This is a genomic window from Pedobacter duraquae (genome assembly GCF_004362245.1).
In the GTDB taxonomy this organism is placed as follows: domain Bacteria; phylum Bacteroidota; class Bacteroidia; order Sphingobacteriales; family Sphingobacteriaceae; genus Pedobacter; species Pedobacter duraquae.
In genome coordinates, this window is record NZ_SNWM01000003.1 from 527,219 (window position 1) to 551,264 (window position 24,046).

The window sequence follows — 24,046 nt, forward strand, 5'->3', positions numbered from 1 at the left end:
AGATGAAAAGTATATATAAAACAATATTGGCATCCGGTATTTTACTGCTGTCATTAAATTCATGCAAAAAAAGTGATCTGACCTTAACGCCTACAAATGACGTGACAGCAGACATCGTTTATGCAAATCCAACTGGGTACAAAAATTCATTAGTGAAATTATATGCTACTTTTGGATTAACGAGTCCAACAGGTTCTGACGCCAGTGATATCGGTGGATTAGATCCCGGTTTCGCAGATTTTCTAAGATTGTTCTGGACTTCGCAGGAGCTTACAACGGATGAAGCCATCTGTGCATGGGGAGATACAGGTATTCCTGAATTAGATCAATCTACCTGGTCTGTTGATAATCAGTTTTTACGAGGCTTGTATTCAAAATCAATCCTTCAAATCACATTGGCTAATGAATTCCTTCGTGAAAGTACTCCGGAAAAATTAGCTAGTCGTAATATCACTGGTGCTGATGCTACTGCAATTGCAAAATATCGTGCTGAAGCCCGTTTCCTGCGTGCTTTCCAATACTGGGTGTTATTAGACGGATTTGGTAATCCTCCATTCGTAACAGAAAATGACCTGATCGGTAAAACTGCACCTAAGCAAATCACCAGATCAGCATTATTTACTTATGTTGAATCCGAACTTAAAGCAATTGAAACTGAATTGCCTGCTGTAAAAACCAACGAATATGGTCGTGCTGATCAAGGTGCTGACTGGGCTTTATTGGCTAGATTATATCTGAATGCTCAGGTTTATACTGGGACAGCTAAATATACAGAAGCAATCACATATGCGTCAAAAGTGATCAACGGCGGTTATGCGCTAAAAGCTAACTATGCCGACCTGTTCAATCTTGATAACACTGTAAATAACAACGAAACCATCCTGACTATTAATTTTGATGGTAGCAAAGGAACCAACTTTGGCGGAACCACATTCCTGATTAACGCTGCAATTTCCGGCGATATGAATCCTACATCTTTCGGTGTACCAAATGGTGGATGGTTGGGTAACAGAACCCGTCAGAATCTACCGGCTTTATTCCCGGATCCAAACGGAACACAAGACAAACGCGGTATTTTCTTCGGTACTAAAGCTACTGTCGATGCAATCGGTACTTTTACTGATGGTTTAGCTGTAACTAAATTCAAAAACGTGACTGCTGCTGGTGTAGCTGCTCCATCACTAAATGGAACTTTCAGCTCATTAGATTTTCCACTGTTCCGTTTAGCTGAGCAGTACCTGATCTACGGTGAAGCTGTAGCTAGAGGTGGTGCTGGTGGTTCTGCTGCCCAAGCGCTTACTTATGTGAATGCACTGCGTACACGTGCTTATGGCAATGCTAACGGTAATTTAACTGCGGCTGCCTTGACTACAGATTTTTATCTGAACGAACGCGGAAGAGAATTATATTGGGAAGGACATCGCCGTACCGACTTAGTACGTTTCGGTAAATTTACTGATGGATCCTACCTGTGGCCGTTTAAAGGTGGAACAAAAGCTGGTGCAGCAATTCCTGCATACCGCAACTTGTACCCAATCCCAGCAGCAGATATGATCGCTAATCCAAACTTAGTTCAAAATACAGGTTATTAATCCTCAAGATATATCAACATGAAATCAATTTTATTAAAAACCGTAGCATTCAGCTTAATTGCTGTCTCACTATGGTCATGTAAGAAAGACGGAGATCTGACCGTTTCAAACGTAAGCTCGGCTGGAACACTTACGGCGTCTTCAACTACCGTTGCATTGGCTCAGGCTAACGCTACTAAACCTGCGGTAACATTGACATTCCCCGCAGCAACAGTAACAGGTTATAAAGTGCCGGTTGCTTCAACACTGCAGTTTGATGTTAAAGGCAATAACTTTGCCGCCCCGAAAGAATATGTAATTACAACTACAACATACAGCCCTACTGTAGCAGACTTCAATGCAATGGTATTGGCATTGGGTATAAAAGCTGCTGCAACTGCACAAATTGAGGTGCGCTTAAAGTCAGCTCCGGCACCAAATTCGGTAACCTACTCAAATGTTGTTACACTGAGTACTTCACCTTACCTGGCCGCAGCCTGGATTTATGTTCCTGGTGCTTACCAGGGATGGGCTCCTGAAACTGCCGATAGTTTGGTGTCGAAAGATAACAATGGTGTATATACCGGAATCATTAACTATACTGCTGGTAACCTTGGTTTCAAAATTACTCCTGCAAAAAACTGGAATCTTGCTTATGGTGATGCTGGTGCTGGTCTGATCAGCACAACTGGTGGAGATCTTAATGCAGGTGTTGCTGGTAAACGTCAACTTACTGTTGATCTGAATAAGAAAACAATAGAATTTGCAGCTGTAAAAGCATGGACAATTATTGGTGATGCAACTCCTAAAGGATGGGACGCTGATACTGATCTTAAGTTTATCAACGATGCCAACGGTGTTTGGAGAGCAACAGTAGATCTTAAGGTAGGAGCCTTTAAATTCCGTAATGACGGAGGCTGGACACTTAGTCTTGGCGCAGGCGCAACTGCCGGTACTTTATCTGCAACAGGAGGTGATATTCCACTAACAACTGCAGGAAATTATACAATAACCCTAAATGTAAGTGCCCTGACTTACACCCTGGTTAAAAATTAGAATTGGTTAGAATGCCCTGCAGAATGTAAGTTCTGCGGGGTTTCTTTTTTACTACAATCATATCCCCCATACATGAAGCGCAGTTTACTTATTTTCTTTCTAGCACTCTCTCCATTTTTTATACATGCACAAACTACGCAGCTACCACAGCTTGAAAGAGTAGAGCCCATGTTCTGGTTTACTGGGATGCACAATCCAAAGTTACAGCTACTGGTACATGGCAATCAGATTGCTAAAAACGAAGTTCAACTCAGCTATCCAGGTGTAAACCTGCTTAAGGTTAACAAAGTTGAAAATCCCAACTATTTATTTATTGATCTTGAAGTGGCAGCAGATGCCAAACCAGGATCTTTCCAGATCGCGTTTTCGCAAAAAGGAAAAAAGACATTTAGTTACACCTATGAATTAAAAGCACGCAACCAATCGGCCGGGCGCATACAAGGTGTGACAAGCAAAGATTTTATTTACCTGTTGATGCCAGACCGTTTTTCAAATGGCGACCCTAAGAATGATGTGGTAAAAGGCCTGCAGGAAACAACACTTAACAGAGATTCTATGTATTATCGCCACGGCGGAGATATCCAGGGCGTAATGAATCACCTGGACTATTTCAAGGATCTTGGCGTAACGACTTTATGGATGACTCCCGAGATTGAGAACGACATGAAGAATGCGTCTTACCATGGGTACGCTGCAACAGATAACTACAAAATTGATCCAAGATACGGTACCAATGCTTTATATAAAACTTATGTAGAGCAGGCACATGCTAAAGGACTAAAAATTATTAAGGATATCGTACACAACCATATCGGTACAGGTCATTATCTATACAAAGATCTTCCGATGAAAGATTTCCTGAACCAATGGCCAACGTATACGCAAACAAGCTACAGGGATCAGCCTGTGATGGATATTCATGCATCAGAAGCAGACAAAAAGCAAATGCTGGATGGCTGGTTTGTTCCTTCGATGCCCGATCTGAATCAGAGAAATCCATATGTACAGAATTACCTTACCCAGAACCATATCTGGTGGATTGAATATGCTGGTATCGACGGACTGAGATTAGACACTTATCCATATAACGATGGGCCATACATGGCGGACTGGGCCCAGAAATTAAAAGCTGAGTTTCCGAACCTGTCAATTTTTGGCGAAACGCTGGTAAGCGCAGTAGCGAGCCAGGCTTACTTCACTGGCGGTAATACTGTTAACCGTGGTTTTGATACCCACCTGCCCGGGATTACCGATGCGGTAATAAAAGACGCGATCTTCGAAGCCCTTAATGGTAAACCAGGTTGGACGGATGGTATTTTCAGACTTTATGCAATACTGGCGCAGGATTTCCTGTATAAGGATGCAACTAATAATGTGGTGTTCATGGATAACCATGACATGAGCAGGTTCTATTCTGTAGTCAACGAAGATTTCAATAAGTACAAAGCTGGTATGGCAATGTTACTGACTATGCGTGGCATTCCGCAGTTGTACTATGGGACAGAAATTCTGATGAAAAACTTTTCTAACCCGGACGGGTTAGTACGTTCAGACTTCCCTGGAGGTTGGCCTGCTGATAAAACCAGTAAGTTTACTGCTGCTGGCAGAACTGAGAAAGAAAATGAAGCTTTTAACTATATCAGTAAACTGGCCAACTATCGTAAAACAAGTTTAGCTTTACAAACAGGTAAACTGATGCAATATGTGCCTCAGGATGGACTTTATGTTTATTTCAGATACACACCGGATAATAAAAAAACAGTGATGCTGATTTTCAATTCAGAAGATAAAGAAAAAACACTATCAACCACCCGCTTTGCGGAAAGGGTAGGTCAGGCTACATCGGCTACCGACATTATCACCGGTGCCAAACTTAATTCACTCCAATCAATTTCAATTCCCGCCAGGGCTACCCTGGTATTAGAATTAAACTAATGCAAATAAGCAATAACAATATCGCATGTCTGTTCGATCTGGACGGAGTGCTTGTAGATACGGCAGTATACCACTATCAAGCCTGGAAGGCACTTGCCAACTCTTTGGGATTCGACTTTACCAAAGCGCAAAACGAACAGCTTAAAGGCGTAAACAGAATGCGCTCGCTGCAGTTGATCCTGGAATGGGGTGGTGTGCAGAAAACAGCTGAAGAGCAGGAAGCACTGGCAACAGTAAAAAACGACAATTATGTAGGCATGATCAGTAAAATGACCGCTGCGGAAGTATTACCGGGATCGGTGGAGCTATTGGAAGCTTTAAGGGCCGCGGGAATTAAAATCGCATTGGGCTCTGCAAGCAAGAATTCAGGATTAATCCTGGAACGTACCAACCTGGCACATCTGTTTGATGCTATCGTAGATGGCAATCACGTAACCACTTCTAAACCTGATCCAGAAGTATTTATTAAAGGAGCAGAATTACTCGATACCGATCCATCACGGTGTATCGTTTTTGAAGATGCACAAGCTGGAGTACAGGCGGCAATCGCGGGAAAAATGAAAGTTGTAGGTATTGGAGAACCGGAAAATTTAACGGGGGCAGATGTGGTTGTCAAAGACCTCTCGGCAATAACAGTAGAAGAAATAAAAGCATTAATCAATTAAGCGCAGCGGAACGATGAAGAATTATATTCAACCTAACGAATGGAAAATTGTTGAGGAAGGGTTCGATCCTCAGTTAAATAAAATATCTGAAAGCTTGTTCAGCATCGGCAATGGACGCATGGGGCAACGGGCTAATTTTGAAGAAACATATAGTGGCGAAACATTACTTGGAAACTATGTTGCAGGGGTATATTACCCCGATAAAACACGCGTAGGCTGGTGGAAAAATGGCTATCCTGATTATTTTGCCAAAGTATTAAACGCAGCTAACTGGGTAAGCATCACCATCAGCATTGATGGCGAAACAGTAGACTTGCACGACGCTGTGGTTTCGGATTTCAAACGTACATTGCATATGCAGGAGGGTTATCTGGAACGCCAGTTTACTGCTCAGCTGAAAAGTGGCAAGCAAATTCAGGTTGTAGCAAAACGGTTCTGCAGTATTGCCGATGATGAACTTGCAGCTATCCATTATCAGGTAAAAGCGGTTAATTTCTCGGGAACGATTGCAATTACTTCTGCAATTGACGGGGATGTTAAAAATCAGGATTCTAATTATGATGAGAAGTTCTGGGATGAAACAGCAAAGCAATACACTGATGAAACGCTGTTCTTAACCATGACCACCAAGAAAACTGCCTTCGACGTTTGCACAGCAGCTTTTACTCAGGTAAGCGTTAATGGAAAAGATATTGCTCCGGACCAGGAGAGCATCCAAAAAGATAAGTTTATCTCTAACGCATTTAACGTCACTGTTCAGCAGGGCGAAGTTGTAGATATCTATAAATATGCTTGTAATGTTACTTCTCAAAACTATGAGAAAGATGCTTTACAAGATGCCGCAAAAAAGGCAATTGCCAGAGCGCAGGATAAGAAATTTGATGGCTTATTCCAAGATCAGGTAGCAGCATGGGCAGCAAAATGGGTAGAGAGTGATATCTTGATTGAGGGTGATGTTGCCGCTCAGCAAGCTATCAGGTTTAATATTTTCCAGCTTAACCAGACCTATACCGGTGCTGATGCACGCTTAAATATTGGCCCTAAGGGATTTACAGGTGAGAAGTACGGAGGTTCAACCTATTGGGATACTGAGGCGTATTGTATTCCTTTCTATCTGGCTACTGCTCCGCAGGAAGTGGCAAAAAACCTCTTGATCTACAGACATAACCACTTGCAGAAAGCCATTGAAAATGCAGAAAAGCTTGGCTTTAGCGGAGGTGCTGCCCTGTACCCAATGGTAACCATGAATGGTGAGGAATGTCACAACGAATGGGAGATAACCTTTGAAGAGATCCACAGAAATGGGGCTATCGCTTTTGCGATCTTCAACTACATCAGATATACTGGCGATGCTGCCTACCTGGCCGAATATGGTCTTGAAGTGCTGATCGGTATTGCGCGCTTCTGGAAACAACGTGTAAACTGGAGCGCAGAGAAAAACAAGTATGTAATCCTCGGCGTTACAGGACCAAACGAGTACGAAAATAACATCAATAACAACTGGTATACGAATATCCTGGCTGCATGGTGCATGCGTTATGCCCGTGAATCGGCAGAATACGTTAAAACTACTGATGCTGCCAGATATGCAGAAATTACCGGCTTAACCAGCTTCAATGAGCAACAAGAGTTTGCCGACTGGACTTCCATCGCAGATCAGATGTTCTACCCGTATTCTGAAAAAGAACAGGTATTCCTGCAACAGGACGGCTACTTGGATAAAGAGCAAATGCTGGTTTCAGACCTGCCTGCTTCTGACCGTCCGTTAAATCAAAAATGGAGCTGGGACAGGATCCTGCGTTCAGGCTTTATCAAACAAGCAGACGTATTGCAGGGCATGTATTTCTTCGAAGATGACTATGACCTGGATACCCTGAAAAGAAACTTCAAGTTCTATGAATCCAGAACTGTACATGAAAGTTCTCTTTCTCCTTGTGTGCACAGTATCCTCGCTGCCCGCTTAAGTGATGAGGAAAAGGCATACGAGTTTTACCTGCGTACAGCGCGCCTGGATCTGGACGACTATAACAATGATACAGATGATGGTTTACACATCACTTCAATGGCAGGTACCTGGATGAGTATTGTGGAAGGCTTTGCCGGCATGAAAGTGCGTGATAATGTGCTTCAGTTTAATCCTTTTCTACCTAGTCAGTGGAATTCATTCACCTTCAGCATGGGCTTCAGAGGCACCCAGTTGAAAGTTAAGATCGATGCTTCACAAATCAGCATCACCAATTTCTCTGCACAGGAAATCGAAGTTGCGGTATTCAATCAACGTTATACGATTAAGGAAGGTGAACAACACATATCATATAATGAATTGTTAGTATAATGACTTTGTACAAAAGATTACTTATAATCATTTTTTTATCTGTTGCAGCCCCTGTTATGTTAGAAGCCCAAGAGACCTCCAATAAGTTGATCATTTATCAACTGTTACCTCGTTTGTTTGGAAACAAGCAAACAAATAATATTCATTACGGAACCATTGAACAGAACGGAAGCGGAAAGTTCAATGATATTACGGTGAAAGCGCTTATTGGGATCAAGGAACTGGGAACTACACATGTGTGGTATACAGGGGTAATCGCCCATGCCAGTCTTACAGACTATACAGCTTATGGCATTCCTAATGCTGACGGTGATGTAGTGAAAGGCAGGGCAGGTTCTCCATATGCGATCCGTGATTATTATGATGTGGATCCGGATCTTGCTGTCGATGTTAAGCATAGGATGGCAGAATTCGAATCACTCGTCAAACGGACACATCAACAAGGATTAAAAGTAATCATTGATTTCGTGCCCAACCATGTGGCACGTAAATATCAGTCAAATGCTAAACCTGCAGGGGTGATAGACTTTGGCGCAAAAGATAATACAAACCTGGCATTTAGTCCGGCGAATGACTATTACTATGTTCCTGGAAAGGCTTTTGTTGTTCCAGGTGCGGGAACACAACCTACAGGGCCGCTGGCGGATGGTAAATACCAGGAATTCCCTGCAAAGGCCACCGGTAACGATGTTTTCTCGGCAACGCCGAGTAAAGATGACTGGTATGAAACAGTAAAGTTAAATTACGGCGTGGATTATCAGGATGGTAGAAAAGGACATTTTAATCCGGTACCACAGTTGTGGATCAAGATGCGCGATATCCTAATCTATTGGAGTAGAAAGGGTGTCGACGGTTTTAGGTGCGACATGGCAGAAATGGTGCCGGTAGAGTTTTGGAGCTGGGTGATTCCAGAAGTAAAAAAAGCTAAACCAGGGATTGTATTTATGGGTGAGGCATATGATCCTAAAACCTATGCTACCTATCTGACGATCGGTAAGTTTGACTACCTGTATGACAAAGTTGGACTATACGATGGCCTAAAAAGACTGATGCGTAATGAGCCCTCGGCCACCGTGGCTGATATCGACCATGTATGGCAAAAGGAAAGTGCCGGATTTGGTGATCATATGCTGCGTTTCCTGGAAAATCATGATGAAGAACGTATCGCCTCAAAAACCTTTGCTGGAGATCCTTTCAAGGCTTTGCCGGCGATGACAGTTTCCTCAACTTTATCTGGTGGCCCGGTGATGTTGTATTTCGGTCAGGAAGTAGGGGAGCCTGCTCACGGTGCTGAAGGATTTGGTGGCGAGGATAGCAGAACAACTATCTTTGATTATTGGGGGGTGCCTGAACATCAGAAATGGATGAACAACGGATCCTTTGATGGTGCGCAGTTAAGTGTGGCACAGCAACGGTTGCGGTCTTTTTATCAGCGCCTGCTCACTGTTTCCGGAACGTCGGAAGCAATTATCAAAGGCAAATTTTATCACCTGCCTTTTACTGATCACCCAAAAATTTATGCTTTTTATAGATACACAGCAAATCAGCGTTTGCTGGTGCTTGTTAATTTCGACGAACACGATAGTATCAAACAGGATATCACTATCCCCGAAGAAGTATTGCAGCAGCGTAAAATCAACTCAGCTAAAGAAATATTATCCGGCACGTCTATCAGGAACAACACGTCGACCTCAGTATATGTAGAATTGATGCCCGGTGCAGTGCAGATTATCGAATTTTAAAACTTAAATCATGACAAAGGATACCCAGAAAAGCGTTGCCAAGCCAAGACTTTCCAATGCACAAATATTTAATATGAGCATGGGCTTTTTTGGAATTCAGTTTGGTTTTGCCCTGCAAAACGGGAATGCTTCCAGGATACTTCAGACCTTCGGCGCTGATGTTGAGCATCTCTCGTTATTTTGGCTGGCTGCCCCTTTAACGGGGATGATCGTACAGCCTATTATTGGCCATTATAGTGATAAGACCTGGAACAAGTTTGGACGCAGAAGACCTTATTTTCTAGTTGGAGCTATTTTGACTGCAATAGCACTGATCCTAATGCCTAACTCGGCTATGATGGCCAGCTTAATGCCGCCAATTATTATTGGCGCAGGTATGCTCATGATTATGGATGCTTCTATCAATGTAGCCATGGAACCTTTCCGGGCATTGGTTGCTGATAAATTGCCCGAAAGCCAACGTAGTTTCGGCTTTTCTATGCAGACGTTTTTGATTGGTGCCGGAGCGATCTCAGGATCGTGGCTTCCCTATATTCTTTCTGAATATGCTGGGGTTTCGAAAGTTGCCGCTCAAGGACAAATTCCAAATAACGTAATCTATTCCTTCTATGTTGGTGCAGCAATTTTATTGGGCACAATTCTGTGGACAGTAGTGACCACTAAAGAATATCCACCAGAAGAAATGGAAAGCTTCCAGACTACAGAGAAGGAAGTAGAGGAAGCCGGACTGATGTCTATCCTGAAGGATTTCTCAAGGATGCCTTTAACTATGAAACAACTTGGCTTGGTACAGTTTTTCTCTTGGTTTGCCTTGTTTTCAATGTGGGTATTTACAACGCCTGCAGTGGCACAGCATATCTATAAAGTGATGCCTGGCGATACTTCATCGGTTAAATTTGCCGACGCAGGTAACTGGGTGGGTATTCTGTTCGGAGTATATAATGGTATATCCGCTGTGTATGCTTTGATCCTTCCGTCTATCGCAAGGTTAACAAGTCGTAAGGTAGCACACGCCTTTTCCCTGCTTGCAGGAGGTGCAGGCTTATTATCGATCTATTTCATAACAAATCCAGATCACCTCATTTACTCTATGATCGGTATCGGGTTGGCCTGGGGAAGTATATTATCCATGCCGTATGCTATTTTATCCAGCTCCATACCGCCACGAAAAATGGGGGTATACATGGGGATTTTCAATTTCTTTATCACTATGCCTCAAATCGTTAATGGGTTTTTTGGCGGCCTGATCGTAAAGAAGTTTTACCATGGTGAAGCAATTTATGCGATCGTTCTTGCAGGAATCTTTATGATCCTCGGTGCGATATCTGTTTTATATATACAAAGTAAAGAACGCGACTAATGCGGAAAATATATATCCTGCTGTGCCTGATCAGCCTTATTCTCAGTGCCTGCAGGAAAAGTGCTTCTGTTAATGATGACGAAACAACTCCTGTAGCCCCTGTTAATCAAAACGGTTTGGTAACAACGTCTACTAATTTTCCGGGTGCAGACGCCGCATTTGTACTTACCTTCGACGCTACTAAAGGAAATAAAGCCCTGCAAAGCTATACAGGGGATATTTATATATATACTGCAGTAATTACGGATAAAAGTACCGGGGCTTCTGATTGGAAGTATATCAAAAGTAGTTCTTTTAACACGGCAGATGCTGCTGCTAAAATGACGGCAGCTGCCAACCACACCTATCAGATCAGTATTTCTCCCCGTACATTTTACGGAGTTCCTGCAACTGAGAAAATCCTGAAGCTGGTCATGCTGTTCAGAACCGCTGATGGCACAATGGTGGGACGGAATGCCGATAACAGTGATATTTATCTGCCTATATTTGAAAGTAACACCTTAAATGTTGCTTTCACAGCACCAGAGTTGTTGCCTACTTACAACCCTTCACCTGCAGTAAGTATCAAAACAGTTGGCGAAACGCTGATAGTATCAGCGGTATCTTCTAAAGCTGCCAATCTCACACTTTCTCTAAATGGGTTGAGTTTTGCGACTGCAAATGGGTCAATGACTATTCAGGGGACAGCCAAGTTTACCGCAAGCGGACCTCAGGAAATCAAGATTGTCGCTACCGACGGTACTAACACCGCCCAGAGTACCTTTTCTTTTTTGTTAAATGGAACTGTGCAAACACTTGAGCCGCCTGCTGCGGCTAAACAAGGGGTCGTTTTTCTAAATGGAGGTAAGTCTGCGATACTTACACTTTATGCGCCAGGAAAGCAGAATGTTTATGCTATTGGCGACTTCAATAATTGGCAGCCGGTAGCTGCCCAGTTTATGAACCGTACTCCTGATGGTAATTCATGGTGGATTCAAATAGATAATCTCGATCCCGCGCAGGAGTATGCCTACCAATATCTGGTTGACAACACCTTGAAAATTGCCGATCCCTATACCGAGAAAGTACTTGATCCCGATAATGATGCGGCTATTTCATCGGCCACTTATCCAAACCTGCGTGGTTATCCTACAGGTAAGACCACAGGAATTGTTAGTGTAATGCAGGGAAATGCTGCTAGTTATAATTTTACGGCATCCGGATTTAACAGACCTGATAAGAATAATCTTGTGGTTTATGAACTGCATCTTCGGGATTTTTTGAAATCAGGCAACTATAAAACGTTGACAGATACATTGAGTTATTTAACACGGCTTGGCGTAAACGCGATTGAGCTCATGCCGGTTACAGAATTTGAGGGTAACTCCAGTTGGGGATATAATCCGTCATTCTATTTTGCTCCTGATAAGGCTTACGGAACTAAGGTTGCATTGCAAAATTTTATTGATCAATGTCATAGTAGAGGTATTGCGGTCATCATGGATATGGTACTGAATCATTCTTTCGGCCAGTCGCCAATGGTACAGCTGTATTTTGATGCCGCCACAGGTAAACCCGCTGCAAACAGTCCATGGTTCAATGCAGATCCTACGCATCCTTTTAATGTAGGCTTCGATTTTAATCACGAAAGTGCAGCCACAAAAACTTTTACCAAAAATGTCCTGAAATTTTGGATGCAGCAATATAAAGTAGACGGATTTAGGTTTGACCTTTCTAAAGGCTTTACACAGAAGAACTCCGGGACCTCTGATGCGGCAGTTACAGCATGGAGTGCATACGACGCCGGCAGGCTAGCTATCTGGAAAGATTATAATGCCTATATGAAAAGCATAGATCCGAATTTTTATGTCATCCTGGAGCACTTTGCTGCTGATGATGAAGAAAAAGAGCTGGCAGCGGATGGCATGTTACTTTGGAATAACCTGAATGGAAGCTTTAATGAAGCAACAATGGGATATAATACCAGCTCTGATTTCTCTAGAGCTTTTTATGGCTTGCATGGTTTTACAAAGCCAGATTATCTGGTTACTTATATAGAGAGTCACGACGAGGAACGTACCATGACCAAAAATCTGGCTTATGGAAATGCCTCAGGTAGCTATAATGTGAAGGAACTGGCAACTGCATTGAAGCGCGAAGAACTTGCTGCTGCATTTTTATTTAGCATACCAGGACCGAAAATGATCTGGCAGTTTGAGGAACTAGGTTACGATATTGGGATCAATGTAAACGGAAGGACGGGAGAGAAGCCTATCCACTGGGAATACACAGCACAACCAGCACGTAAGACACTATACAATGCCTATGCACATCTGATCAGTTTGAAAAAGAATAACAGTGTGTTTACAACAACTAACCTGAGTTTCAGCGTAGCAGGCAATATCAAGTCTATCAAGTTGATCGACGCCAATAATACGGTAGTTGTTGTAGGGAATTTCGATGTAGTAAACCAAACAGCTAATGTGGATTTTGGCAGTTCAGGTGTATGGTATGATAATAATGGCGGTGATCCGGTCAATCTGAACGGGACAGCCTATACCAAAATATTGGCGCCTGGCGAGTATCATATCTACAGTAAGAAACTACTGAAGGACTAATCTTGTTCTATAGCGTAACAATTTTAGAAAAATTGATTTTTTAAAATTTCAAACAGGATATTTACAGTTCAATCCTAACCGAATTTTATGAAATCAATTTTTACATTACTGATTTGTTTTTTCTTTGCCAACCTGCAACTCGAGGCGCAAACCACCCCTCCGGCAAATCCGGCTGGCCCTGTTCCTGCCATGAAAACAGGGAAGGAAGATCCTAAAGTCAATTCCCGGTCCATTGTTCCAGAGAGTATTGTGGTTACCCAACACCAGGTTACCATCAAAGGACAAAGCGTTCCTTATAAAGCAACAACAGGAACATTACCTGTATGGGATGATGAAGGAAAGGCAATCGCTGGCTTATTCTACACATACTACGAAAGATCTGATATTAAGGATCGTAGTACACGACCTTTAGTGATTTCCTTTAATGGTGGCCCCGGATCTGCGTCAGTATGGATGCATATTGCCTATACCGGCCCAGTAGTTTTAAATATTGATGATGAAGGCTATCCGGTACAACCTTACGGTTATAAGGATAACTCAGCATCCATTCTTGATGTAGCTGATATCGTTTATATCGATCCTGTAAACACAGGATACTCCCGTACTACGGGTAAAGACGTGCCTACCAATAAATTCTTTGGCGTCCGTGCCGATATTAAATATCTTGCAGAGTGGCTCAATACTTTCGTTACCCGTACAGACAGATGGGCATCACCGAAGTTCCTGATCGGCGAGAGCTATGGAACCAATAGGGTATCCGGTCTTGCCCTGGAGTTACAAAATAACCAGTGGATGTATCTGAATGGAGTAATCCTGGTATCTCCTACAGAACTTGGTATCGAAAGAGGTGGCCCGGTAGAATCTGCATTGCGTGTACCATACTTTGCTGCAACAGCCTGGTACCACAAGGCGCTTCCCGCAGATTTGCAATCCAAGACCTTAACGCAGTTTTTGCCAGAGGTAGAAGAGTTTACCATTAACGAACTCCTCCCTGCTATTGCAAGAGGTAGCTCTTTATCGCCACAAAAGCTTAAAGAAGTTGTTGCCAAAATGGCCAGGTATTCTGGTCTATCGGAACAAGTAATTTTACAACATAACCTGGATGTCTCGCCCGACTTCTTTTGGAAGGAACTGTTAAGGGATAAAGGATTTACCGTTGGTCGCCTGGATTCCAGATATAAAGGAATTGATAAAGCTGCTGCCGGAGATAGTCCTGATTATAATGCCGAGCTCACATCATGGTTGCATTCGTTTACCCCTGCTATCAATATGTATATCAGAAATGAATTAAATTATAAAACCGACCTGAAGTATAATATGTTTGGCCCGGTAAACCCCTGGGATAGAAGTGGAGACCGTACAGGTGACAACCTCCGTCAGGCGATGGCCCAAAATCCATACCTGAACCTGATGGTACAGTCAGGATATTATGATGGGGCCTGCGATTACTTCAATGCCAAGTATAGTCTGTGGCAGTTGGATGCTGCCGGTCGACTGAAAGATAGGATTACCTGGGAAGGTTATGAAAGTGGTCATATGATGTATCTCCGTAAGGTCGATTTAGTTAAAGGAAATGATCATATCAGAGACTTTATCCGCAAATCTTTACCTAAACCGGGAGTTGCTGCGAAGTTTTAAATAAAATGCCTATTTTTACACCCCGCTTATGGAACAGATAAAAACGTCATTTGATTTCGAAAAACCTATTGCTGAACTTGTTCAGCAAATTGAAAAGGTTAAACAGGTTTCAGAGAAAACCAAAGTAGATATGTCTGCTACGCTGACTGAACTGGAAGATAAACTGGCTAATACCAGGGTATCGGTATATAGCCACCTTACTGGATGGCAGAAAGTACAGATGTCTCGTCACGCAGAAAGACCACAAACACTCGATTATATTTCGATGATTTGTGATGATTTCATTGAAATGCATGGTGACCGCACCGTGGGGGATGATAAAGCTATCATCGGTGGCTTTGCCTCTATCAATGGGCAGACTGTAATGGTCATTGGGCATCAAAAAGGAAAAAACACCAAGGAACGTCAATACCGCAATTTTGGTATGGCCAATCCTGAAGGATACAGGAAGGCACTCAGATTAATGCGCCTTGCCGAAAAATTCAACAAACCTGTTATCTCATTTATAGACACAATGGGAGCATTTCCAGGCCTTGAAGCCGAGGAACGTGGACAGGGTGAAGCGATTGCCAGAAACTTACTGGAAATGTCGGTACTTAAAGTTCCAATCCTGTGTTTCGTAGTAGGTGAGGGTGCATCGGGAGGTGCGTTGGGTATTGGTATCGGCGATAAAGTATATATGTTAGAGCATACCTGGTATTCCGTGATCTCTCCTGAATCATGCTCTTCCATTTTATGGAGAAGCTGGGATTTCAAGGAGAAAGCAGCAGAATGTCTTAAGCTGACTTCAGACGATATGTTCCGCAACCAGTTGATCGATGGAATCATTCCGGAGCCGCTTGGAGGTGCGCATCAGAATCCTGAAGCAATGGCTGCAACAGTGAAAGAACAGATCCTTAAAGACCTTAAAGTGCTTACCAAGGAGAAAACTGAAAAGCTTATCGCTACCAGAATTGATAAATTCTGCGCAATGGGTGTAGTGGTAGAATAACCACAGTTTACAGCATAAAAAAAGAGGAAGATGAAATATCTTCCTCTTTTTTTATGCCCTTAATCCGGGCCTGGTATTATTGACCGAAGTAAGGTCCAAAACGTACTTCCAATGCTTTGAATTCATCGTTCAGTGTTTTAGCCAATTTCGTTTGTTTTTGCTCTTCAGCAGTTCTCGCCATCTGGCTTAAGAACGACATACCCAATTGTACGTTCTGGCCACCCACAAATCTGTTTTTACTTTGCGATACATCAGCAAGGTAAGTAAGTTCCTTTTGGATATATACAGCAGATTTCTCAATCAGTTTGTTTGCACGATCAGGCTCTCCAAGGATATAAAGACTCTCTGCCATGAAATAAGTACCCATCATCGAACGCATGCCGTAGAATTTAGTCGGCATTACCTCGAAGTATCGGTTAACTACTTTCTTGGCATCTTCCAGTCTGCCTTCTTTGATCAACCCCGTTACCGTATTGTTAAACACGTTGGCAAAGATTGAGATATCGTCAGACGATTGTGGATCAAGATATTTAGCACTTTTGATATTACCCCATTTGAATTTATTCATTACGTGGTCATATAGTGCTGGCGTATTTAATAACTCGCCTTTTCCTGCAGCTGTATCAGCTTTTAAAGGCATCAGACGTAAAGCAAGGCCTTCGTTATATAAATAGTTGTCCAGGCCATTATATTGATCTGAAGGAACTGTACTGGCAAAATAGATTGGTCTTTTCCAGTTGTTGTGTGCCAGGATGTCAAACATAGCCAGCGTGCCTTTAGTAACATAACCTTTATTATAGGTCCACAATAACTCAGGTGCAATTTTACCTGCGTCAGCGGCGGATACAGTACCTGATTTAATTACATCAGCTGCATTTACCGTTAACTTGAAGTTCTTTGTAGGAATAAAGTTTTCTTTAGATCCGTTTTGTAAAGGTACTTTATCTTCATCATTATCAGATAAAAGTACATCAACGATACTTTTCAATTCAACAGGGCCTGCTATTTTATAATCCTGATAGTACATAACATCACGTACACCCTGAACATATTGTGATTCCTTCATAGTGATAGGAAGCGGCTCAGAAGCATTTGCCTTGCGTTTCATACCATTGATGTACCAATCTGTGTCGAACAGACTTAAGTTAACCAATCGGATATCTGGTCTTACGTTTTCTACCTCCTGGATATACCAAAGTGGGTAAGTATCATTGTCACCATACGTAAACAGAATTGCATTTGGTGCGCAGGATTCCATATAATCGAGCGCGATATCATGTGGAACCATTTTCGTAGAACGATCATGATCATCCCATCCCTGAGCGCCCATTAATATAGGTGCGCCGAATAAACAGGCTACCGAAGCAACGATGCCCGCCGTTGCAGGTGTGATTTTTTTAGCCAGCCATTCTCTGATTGCCAGCACGCCGAAACCAATCCAGATTGCAAAAGCATAGAATGAGCCCGCATAAGCATAATCCCTTTCACGCGGCTCCAATGGTTTTTGATTCAGGTACAATACAATCGCGATACCAGTAAAGAAAAATAACAAGGCAACGATACCAGCATCTTTCTGGTTTCGTTTGAAATGCCATACCGCACCAAAAATCCCAATCAATAAAGGCAAGAAGAAGAAACGGTTGTAAGCATTGCTATCTTCGATTGATGGTGGCAGGTGACTTTGATTACCCAACAGGATTGCATCAATAGGCTTGATTCCACTTAACCATTGCCCTTCATATAAACTTCCCTGTCCCTGGTCATCGTTCTGGCGACCAACAAAATTCCACATGAAATAACGCATGTACATATTCCCGATCTGGTATTTAAACAGGAATCCAATATTGTCAAACAGTGTAGGGAAATGCGTATCATCCATACCCATCATTTCCTTATAAAAACCAATATGTCTTTCATCGTCACTGTACATCCTCGGGAAAGGAGTCAGTTTATCATATTCGTAATCTGTTTTCTTACCCGCAACTTCATATTTGCTGTCACCTTTACGGTAAAGAGTTTTGCCTTCCGTGATGTTAATCTTCTGCGAATTATAATTCGGGCCGAAAAGCAATGGCCTGTCGCCATATTGCTCCCTATTCAGGTAGCCTAAAAATGCAAATGCATTATCGGGATCGCTATTGTTCAGGTTTGGATTTGCTTTAGCACGGATTACGATCATCGCGAAAGATCCATAGCCGAAAATGATCAGGACAGTGGATAACAATGCTAAGTTCAATACTCTTTTCTGGTGTTTAATAGAATACCGGATTCCGAAAACAAGGGCAGTGATCAATAAAATAGCGAATACCACAACACCGGTTCCAAAGCCCATACCTAGCGTATTTACAAAAAACAAGTCGAAATAAGCGCCGAAAGAAACTAAGTATTGAATAATCCCATATTGCACAACAGCAAGAATCAAAATACCTACGAAAAATGTTTTGAAGATGCCTGTAGTTGTAGGTTTAGGTGTTTTCTTAAAATAATATACAAAGGCAATTGCCGGAATAGTAAGTAAGTTCAATAAGTGGATACCAATTGAAAGCCCCATAATGTAGGCGATGAACAGCAACCAGCGGTCTGCTTTAGGCTCATCTGCATTGGCTTCCCATTTCAGGATGCCCCAGAATACTATCGCAGTAAATAAAGCCGAAAGGGCGTATACTTCAGATTCTACTGCCGAAAACCAGAAGCTGTCTGAGAAAGTATAAGCCAAGGCACCTACAACACCAGCACCCATAATAGAGATCAGCTGGGAAGTATCTGCAGTTTCACCTGGTTTCACAATCATCTTCTTTGCAAGCGCTGTGATGGTCCAGAAGAGGAATAATATCGTTGCTCCACTAGCTACAGCAGAACCAACGTTCATAAAGTATGCTACCTTAGTGACATCAGCACCTGCAAATAATCCAAAAAATCGTTGGATCATCAGAAATAGTGGTGCTCCCGGTTGGTGAACAACCTGCATTTTGAAGGCTGAGGCGATAAACTCACCGCAGTCCCAGAAACTCACCGAAGGTTCCAGGGTCAGAATATACGTGATGGTTGCTACTGCAAAGCAGAACCAGCCGGTAAGGTTATTAATTTTTGAATAAGTCATTAGCGTATTGAATATTAAATTTCGGGCAATAAAAATGCTGCCGAAAATAAAGAATAAGATTGATAAACGGATATATATAAGAAAGACTTTAACAAAAATTAACGCGATTAAAAGCTAAATCAGGGCCCACAAAAGAAATTTTAACTTTTTTTCATTTTGCCCTTGCAGATTTAAAAAATGTCTGTAGATTTGCATTCCATTTCAAAGCAACCCTTTGACGGAAGATTGCCCGATAGTATAAAGGTAGTACAACGGTTTTTGGTACCGTTTGTCTAGGTTCGAATCCTGGTCGGGCAACAAATCATCTTCGGATTGTGTATCAAATCGCAATCCGATTTTTTTTAACCCAGCATTGATACCCGTCTAATCATGCCATTGCAATTTAACCCGGTTAAACTGTTTGCCGGAACGAACAGTAAAACATTAGCCCATAAAATTGCCGATTCTTACGGCAAGCCTTTAGGGAATGTAACGTTAAGTAGGTTTAGTGATGGCGAGTTTCAGCCCTCATATGACGAAACGGTCCGCGGTTGTGATGTTTTTCTCATCCAGTCTACCAACCAGCCATCTGATAATTTAATGGAACTTTTGCTGATGGTTGATGCCGCTAAACGCGCATCTGCACATTACATCACAGCAGTTGTGCCTTATTATGGTTTAGCCAGACAGGATAGAAAAGACAAGCCAAGGGTAGCAATAGGTGCTAAGCTGGTAGCGAATTTATTGAAATCTGCGGGTATACACAGGATTATGACCATGGATCTCCATGCGGCACAAATCCAGGGATTTTTCGATATCCCCGTAGACCACCTGGATGCATCAGTCATTTTTGTTCCTTACATCAAAAGTTTAGGCCTGGAGAATCTAACCATCGCTTCACCAGATATGGGTGGCTCATATAGAGCCCGTACCTTTGCGAAGTTTTTCAATGCAGAGGTAGTAATCTGTGATAAACGCCGTAAACGTGCTAATGAGATCGAATCGATGTCTATTATTGGTGATGTAGTAGGTCAGGACATTGTTTTAATCGATGATATCTGCGATACCGCCGGTACCTTGTCTAAAGCAGCTGCCCTGATTATGGAAAAAGGTGCTAAAAGTGTAAGGGCAGTATGTACGCATCCTGTATTATCAGGTAAGGCTTATGAAACCATTGAGAATTCCATGTTGTCGGAGTTGATCGTAACAGATACAATTCCTTTGAAACAGGAAAGTAGCAAGATCAGGGTGTTGAGTACCGCAGACTTGTTTGCAAAGGCAATAGCTAATGTAAACGAGCACGGGTCAATCAGTGATCTGTTTAAAGTTTAATACAATTAAAATAAATAGATTCCTGCGCAGGCAGGAGTCAACACAATTCAAAATCAATAAAAAATGAAAACAATCGCAATTAGCGGTTCTCCAAGAGAGAACGTAGGGAAACGCGATGCTAAAGAGCTTCGCTATGAAGGCAAAGTTCCTGCGGTATTGTACGGTGGAACTGAGCAAAAACACTTTTCTGTTGTTTCAACAGACTTAAAAGAAGCTATCTACACTCCAGAAGCAAACTTCTTAGAAATTACTATTGATGGCGTTAAAACTAAAGCCATCATCAAAGAATTACAATTTCACCCGTTAACAGACCTATTGTTACACGTAGATTTTATACAGTTATTTGACGAGAAAGAAATCCTTATGGAGATCCCAGTTAAATTAACCGGAACTTCTCCAGGTGTTAAAATGGGTGGTAAACTGGTTCAAAAATTACGTAAACTTCGTGTTAAAGCATTACCTGCAAACATGCCACAAACTGTGGAAGTAAGCATTGCTAAATTAGAAGTTGGTAACTTGTTCCGTGTACGTGACCTTGATAAAGGTAATTATCTTGTAACAAACACTCCAGAAGATACTATCGTTTCTGTTGGTATGTCAAGAGCATTGAAACAAGCAGAGAACGAAGCAGGTAAAAAATAAGCCTCAGCATCTCAAAATTTTAAAAGGCTGTTTCGAAAGAAGCAGCCTTTTTTTATTTAAATCCTATATTTGTTGTTCATGAAATATTTAATCGTAGGCCTGGGAAATATCGGCCCTGAATATGCACATACCAGACATAACATTGGTTTTGATGTGGCCGACCAGCTTGTCAAAGAATTGGATGGAAGCTTTGAGATCAAACGCCTGGCTTACCATGCGGAAGTATCTTTTAAGGGAAAAAAACTACATGTGATCAAGCCAACAACTTTCATGAACCTCAGCGGCAAGGCTGTAAACTACTGGATGCAGCAATACCAGATTCCTCTGGAGCAAATCATTGTGGTTGTTGATGACCTGGCGTTACCGTTAGGTAAATTAAGACTTAAATTGCAGGGAAGCAGTGCGGGACACAATGGGCTGAAAAGTATTGAAGGACTTTGCGGCGGACAGGGCTACCCAAGACTCCGTTTTGGAATCAGCGATAATTTCGGAAAAGGTCAGCAGGCCGACTATGTATTGTCGCGCTTTGACAAGGATGAACTACCGGAACTACCGGCTCTGATCGATAAAAGTGTGGCCATGATTAAAAGCTTTGTGACTATTGGTCCAGCTCAAACCATGACCCTGTTCAACTCATAGTGTCACTGTAGCATCGAGGTAATGCATGATTTTTTCGTGCAATACACGTTGCTCAAAAGGCTTGCTCACCACATCATTGGCACCGGCGGCAATGGCAACCTGCTTATCTGTCTCCATGGCAGCAGCAGAGAATGTGATAATAGGAATAAGTTCTTTGCCCGGTACATAACCATTCCTGATCAGTTTAATAGCATCCAGCCCGTTCATTACTGGCATAAACGTGTCCATCAATACGATCTGATAATCGTTTTCCTTTAAAAGGTCTAGAGCTTCCTGTCCGTTGTCAGCAACATCCACATCAATATTCCAATCTTTAAGAATTTTAATGATCAGGAATTTGTTGATCGCATTGTCTTCGGCAACAAGAATCCTAACACCTTCAAATGCGGTAAGCGCACCATCATTTTTTTGTACAACACGTTTTTGATCACTCTGTATCGTTTCGTACCAGTTTGTAAAGGCAAAAGTACTTCCTTTAAATTCTTCACTCTCTACTTCCAGAATTCCACCCTTTAACTTAGATAGGTTTTTAACGATTGAAAGCCCAAGTCCCGTACCACCAAATTTGATGGTCGTAGATTCATCAGCCTGCTCAAACGTTTCAAAAATCTTGTCAATATTGTCTTTGGCAATGCCAATTCCCGTATCAATCACAGAGAATTTAAGCTGCAGATTGTTACCCTTTCTGTCCAGAATCTCTACACGCAATGTCACGCTACCCTCAGTAGTGAACTTAATAGCATTGGCGATCAGGTTCATCAGAATCTGATTTAACCGCAGAGAGTCTGCATTGATCAGTTCAGGAAGTTCTGGATCCATTTCGATGATCAGATCAAGGTCTTTCTCGCGTGCGCGGATGCGCAGTAAATTAACCACATCTCTACAGGTCTTGATCAGGTCTGTAGGGCCGCGGTTAATCTTGAATTTACCCGCTTCAATTTTAGATAAGTCCAGAATGTCATTAATTACACCGAGCAGCGAGTTTGAAGATATTTCAAGTAAGCTGATCATCTCAGCCTGCTCAGTAGTTAATATTGTTTTTTCTAACAGTTGCGTGATACCAATGATACCATTAATAGGCGTACGGATTTCATGGCTCATATTGGCCAGGAAATTTTCCTTGATTCTCTTACCCTGTTCAGCTTCTTCTTTTGCCTTAATCAATTCTTTCTGATGATCTAGCAACTCCTGGTTTTTCTTTTTTAGTTCGCGCTGACCACGTACAAACTGGATAAAAGAATCGACCTTGGCCGAAGTAACATATGGATTTAATGGCTTATATAGATAATCGACAGCTCCCGTATTCAAACCTTTCACGGCATATTTTGTGTCAGTAGAAATAGCTGTTACAAAAATGATCAGGATATCTTTAGTTCTCGGGTTGCTTTTCAATATTTCGACCAACTCAAAACCATCCATTTCTGGCATTTGAACATCCACAAGTGCGATGGAAATATCCATCTCCCATGCAATACGCAAAGCTTCGTTGGGTAATGTTGTCGTAACAATGTTCACATCATCCCTAAAAAGCAGGGCTTCAAGCGCAATAATGTTTTCTGGTCTGTCATCAACAATTAATATGTTAATTTTTTCCATGATCGGGTAAGAGCGGATTAAGTATGTAGCTTTATTTTATTTTTTGATAAATATTGTTCTTCTTGTCAACCACTTTGAAACGGTCTGTTTCTGAGCTTCTTAGTGTTTCTTTAGAACCCAAACATAGGAACCCAAAGTTAGCTAAACTTTCGTAAAATAAGTCAATGACTTTTTTTTGTAACTCTTCGTTAAAATATATAAGGACATTCCGACAAGAAATTAACTGAAATTCATTGAATACAGTGTCTGACGCAAGGTTATGTACGGAAAAAAGGATATTCTTTTTCAAAGAGTGACTAATCGATGCAGCATCATATTTTGCCGTGTAGTAGTCAGACAAGCTATGCAATGCACCGGTTTTTGAATAATTCTCTGCGTACAGCTTCATTTTCTGAAGGTCGTAAATTCCATTTTTTGCATATTCTAAAACATCACTATTGATGTCCGTGCCGTACAAAAAGCACCTGTCGTATAAATTCTCCTCTGCCATTAAAATAGCAAAGGAATACAGTTCTTCCCCAGTTGAACAACCAGCATTCCATATTTTGATTCTTTGGTAAGACTTTAAATAAGGTAATACATTGTCTTTAACAGACCTGTAAAACTGAGGGTCTCTAAACATTTCGGTCACATTCACCGTGACTTCAATTAAAAATGATTCGAAATATTCTGAATCGTTTGTCAGCAACGTACGTAAATCGAATAATGTCAGATGTTGAAGCTGCATAATTCTTGTAATTCTCCTTTTTAATGAAGCAGGGGTATACGATCCGAAATCGAAACCATGAATATTTCGAATCAGGCCAATCAATTCCGTCATTTCCTCGAAAGTGATCGTATAGAGGTCTAAAATTGCTTTTTGTGGCAT

General features: G+C 41.9%; 16 protein-coding genes and 1 tRNA gene. 14 read left to right on the forward strand and 3 right to left on the reverse strand.

What is annotated here, in order from left to right:
* Positions 1–2 precede the first annotated feature (2 nt).
* The 10 genes from CLV32_RS13765 (at position 3) to CLV32_RS13810 (ending at position 15,890) form a co-directional block, all read left to right on the forward strand.
* A complete protein-coding gene (locus tag CLV32_RS13765; RefSeq protein ID WP_133556460.1) occupies positions 3–1,592 on the forward strand; it encodes a RagB/SusD family nutrient uptake outer membrane protein in 1,590 nt (529 codons plus the stop codon).
* Between the two features lie 18 nt (positions 1,593–1,610).
* The gene (locus CLV32_RS13770; protein ID WP_133556462.1) at positions 1,611–2,627 is read left to right on the forward strand and encodes a SusE domain-containing protein; all 1,017 of its coding nucleotides are present in this window, start codon (positions 1,611–1,613) and stop codon (positions 2,625–2,627) included.
* Between the two features lie 72 nt (positions 2,628–2,699).
* Positions 2,700–4,562, forward strand: coding sequence for a glycoside hydrolase family 13 protein (locus CLV32_RS13775; protein ID WP_133556464.1), 1,863 nt, complete (start codon positions 2,700–2,702; stop codon positions 4,560–4,562).
* On the forward strand, positions 4,562–5,227 hold the full coding sequence (gene pgmB / locus CLV32_RS13780; protein WP_133556466.1) for a beta-phosphoglucomutase: 666 nt from the start codon (positions 4,562–4,564) through the stop codon (positions 5,225–5,227). The genes CLV32_RS13775 and pgmB overlap by 1 nt, the downstream gene beginning before the upstream one ends.
* 13 nt (positions 5,228–5,240) lie before the next feature.
* Positions 5,241–7,562 carry a glycoside hydrolase family 65 protein gene (locus tag CLV32_RS13785; protein WP_133556468.1) on the forward strand — a complete coding sequence of 774 codons (2,322 nt, stop codon included), beginning with the start codon at positions 5,241–5,243 and terminating at the stop codon, positions 7,560–7,562.
* Between the two features lie 56 nt (positions 7,563–7,618).
* The gene (locus CLV32_RS13790; RefSeq protein WP_208111008.1) at positions 7,619–9,304 is read left to right on the forward strand and encodes an alpha-amylase family protein; all 1,686 of its coding nucleotides are present in this window, start codon (positions 7,619–7,621) and stop codon (positions 9,302–9,304) included.
* Between the two features lie 10 nt (positions 9,305–9,314).
* On the forward strand, positions 9,315–10,664 hold the full coding sequence (locus CLV32_RS13795) for an MFS transporter (RefSeq protein WP_208111009.1): 1,350 nt from the start codon (positions 9,315–9,317) through the stop codon (positions 10,662–10,664).
* Positions 10,664–13,261: a DUF4961 domain-containing protein gene (locus CLV32_RS13800; protein WP_133556472.1), complete on the forward strand. Its 2,598-nt coding sequence runs from the start codon at positions 10,664–10,666 to the stop codon at positions 13,259–13,261. The genes CLV32_RS13795 and CLV32_RS13800 overlap by 1 nt, the downstream gene beginning before the upstream one ends.
* An 87-nt stretch (positions 13,262–13,348) precedes the next feature.
* Positions 13,349–14,899, forward strand: coding sequence for a S10 family peptidase (locus CLV32_RS13805; protein ID WP_133556474.1), 1,551 nt, complete (start codon positions 13,349–13,351; stop codon positions 14,897–14,899).
* A gap of 28 nt (positions 14,900–14,927) precedes the next feature.
* Positions 14,928–15,890: an acetyl-CoA carboxylase carboxyltransferase subunit alpha gene (locus tag CLV32_RS13810; protein ID WP_133556476.1), complete on the forward strand. Its 963-nt coding sequence runs from the start codon at positions 14,928–14,930 to the stop codon at positions 15,888–15,890.
* A 76-nt stretch (positions 15,891–15,966) separates the two neighbouring features.
* Here the strand turns inward: CLV32_RS13810 and CLV32_RS13815 are convergent, their stop codons facing one another.
* Positions 15,967–18,990, reverse strand: coding sequence for a glycosyltransferase family 117 protein (locus tag CLV32_RS13815; protein WP_133556478.1), 3,024 nt, complete (start codon positions 18,988–18,990; stop codon positions 15,967–15,969).
* A gap of 226 nt (positions 18,991–19,216) precedes the next feature.
* Here CLV32_RS13815 and CLV32_RS13820 point away from each other — a divergent pair.
* From CLV32_RS13820 to pth, 4 genes are all read left to right on the forward strand, one after another.
* Positions 19,217–19,287: transfer RNA gene (locus CLV32_RS13820), tRNA-Gln, on the forward strand.
* A gap of 72 nt (positions 19,288–19,359) precedes the next feature.
* Positions 19,360–20,301, forward strand: coding sequence for a ribose-phosphate pyrophosphokinase (locus CLV32_RS13825; protein ID WP_133556480.1), 942 nt, complete (start codon positions 19,360–19,362; stop codon positions 20,299–20,301).
* Positions 20,302–20,364: 63 nt separating this feature from the next.
* Positions 20,365–20,943: a 50S ribosomal protein L25/general stress protein Ctc gene (locus tag CLV32_RS13830; protein ID WP_133556482.1), complete on the forward strand. Its 579-nt coding sequence runs from the start codon at positions 20,365–20,367 to the stop codon at positions 20,941–20,943.
* A gap of 78 nt (positions 20,944–21,021) precedes the next feature.
* A complete protein-coding gene (gene pth, locus CLV32_RS13835) occupies positions 21,022–21,582 on the forward strand; it encodes an aminoacyl-tRNA hydrolase (RefSeq protein WP_133556485.1) in 561 nt (186 codons plus the stop codon).
* Here pth and CLV32_RS13840 read toward each other — a convergent pair.
* Both CLV32_RS13840 and CLV32_RS13845 read right to left on the reverse strand, forming a co-directional pair.
* Complete coding sequence (locus CLV32_RS13840) at positions 21,577–23,178, reverse strand: response regulator (RefSeq protein ID WP_133556488.1); 1,602 nt, start codon at positions 23,176–23,178, stop codon at positions 21,577–21,579. The two genes, pth and CLV32_RS13840, sit on opposite strands and share 6 nt — an antisense overlap.
* Positions 23,179–23,209: 31 nt before the next feature.
* The gene (locus tag CLV32_RS13845; RefSeq protein WP_133556491.1) at positions 23,210–24,046 is read right to left on the reverse strand and encodes a CheR family methyltransferase; all 837 of its coding nucleotides are present in this window, start codon (positions 24,044–24,046) and stop codon (positions 23,210–23,212) included.

Bases quoted from the DNA above. Each gene is read 5' to 3' on its own strand.
- CLV32_RS13825 (WP_133556480.1), top strand. From the start codon at position 19,360: ATGCCATTGCAATTTAACCCGGTTAAACTGTTTGCCGGAACGAACAGT.
- CLV32_RS13845 (WP_133556491.1), bottom strand. From the start codon at position 24,046: ATGCCACAAAAAGCAATTTTAGACCTCTATACGATCACTTTCGAGGAA.
- CLV32_RS13765 (WP_133556460.1), top strand. From the start codon at position 3: ATGAAAAGTATATATAAAACAATATTGGCATCCGGTATTTTACTGCTG.
- CLV32_RS13770 (WP_133556462.1), top strand. From the start codon at position 1,611: ATGAAATCAATTTTATTAAAAACCGTAGCATTCAGCTTAATTGCTGTC.
- CLV32_RS13810 (WP_133556476.1), top strand. From the start codon at position 14,928: ATGGAACAGATAAAAACGTCATTTGATTTCGAAAAACCTATTGCTGAA.
- pth (WP_133556485.1), top strand. From the start codon at position 21,022: ATGAAATATTTAATCGTAGGCCTGGGAAATATCGGCCCTGAATATGCA.
- CLV32_RS13805 (WP_133556474.1), top strand. From the start codon at position 13,349: ATGAAATCAATTTTTACATTACTGATTTGTTTTTTCTTTGCCAACCTG.
- CLV32_RS13830 (WP_133556482.1), top strand. From the start codon at position 20,365: ATGAAAACAATCGCAATTAGCGGTTCTCCAAGAGAGAACGTAGGGAAA.
- CLV32_RS13795 (WP_208111009.1), top strand. From the start codon at position 9,315: ATGACAAAGGATACCCAGAAAAGCGTTGCCAAGCCAAGACTTTCCAAT.
- pgmB (WP_133556466.1), top strand. From the start codon at position 4,562: ATGCAAATAAGCAATAACAATATCGCATGTCTGTTCGATCTGGACGGA.
- CLV32_RS13785 (WP_133556468.1), top strand. From the start codon at position 5,241: ATGAAGAATTATATTCAACCTAACGAATGGAAAATTGTTGAGGAAGGG.
- CLV32_RS13790 (WP_208111008.1), top strand. From the start codon at position 7,619: ATGTTAGAAGCCCAAGAGACCTCCAATAAGTTGATCATTTATCAACTG.
- CLV32_RS13815 (WP_133556478.1), bottom strand. From the start codon at position 18,990: ATGACTTATTCAAAAATTAATAACCTTACCGGCTGGTTCTGCTTTGCA.
- CLV32_RS13800 (WP_133556472.1), top strand. From the start codon at position 10,664: ATGCGGAAAATATATATCCTGCTGTGCCTGATCAGCCTTATTCTCAGT.
- CLV32_RS13840 (WP_133556488.1), bottom strand. From the start codon at position 23,178: ATGGAAAAAATTAACATATTAATTGTTGATGACAGACCAGAAAACATT.
- CLV32_RS13775 (WP_133556464.1), top strand. From the start codon at position 2,700: ATGAAGCGCAGTTTACTTATTTTCTTTCTAGCACTCTCTCCATTTTTT.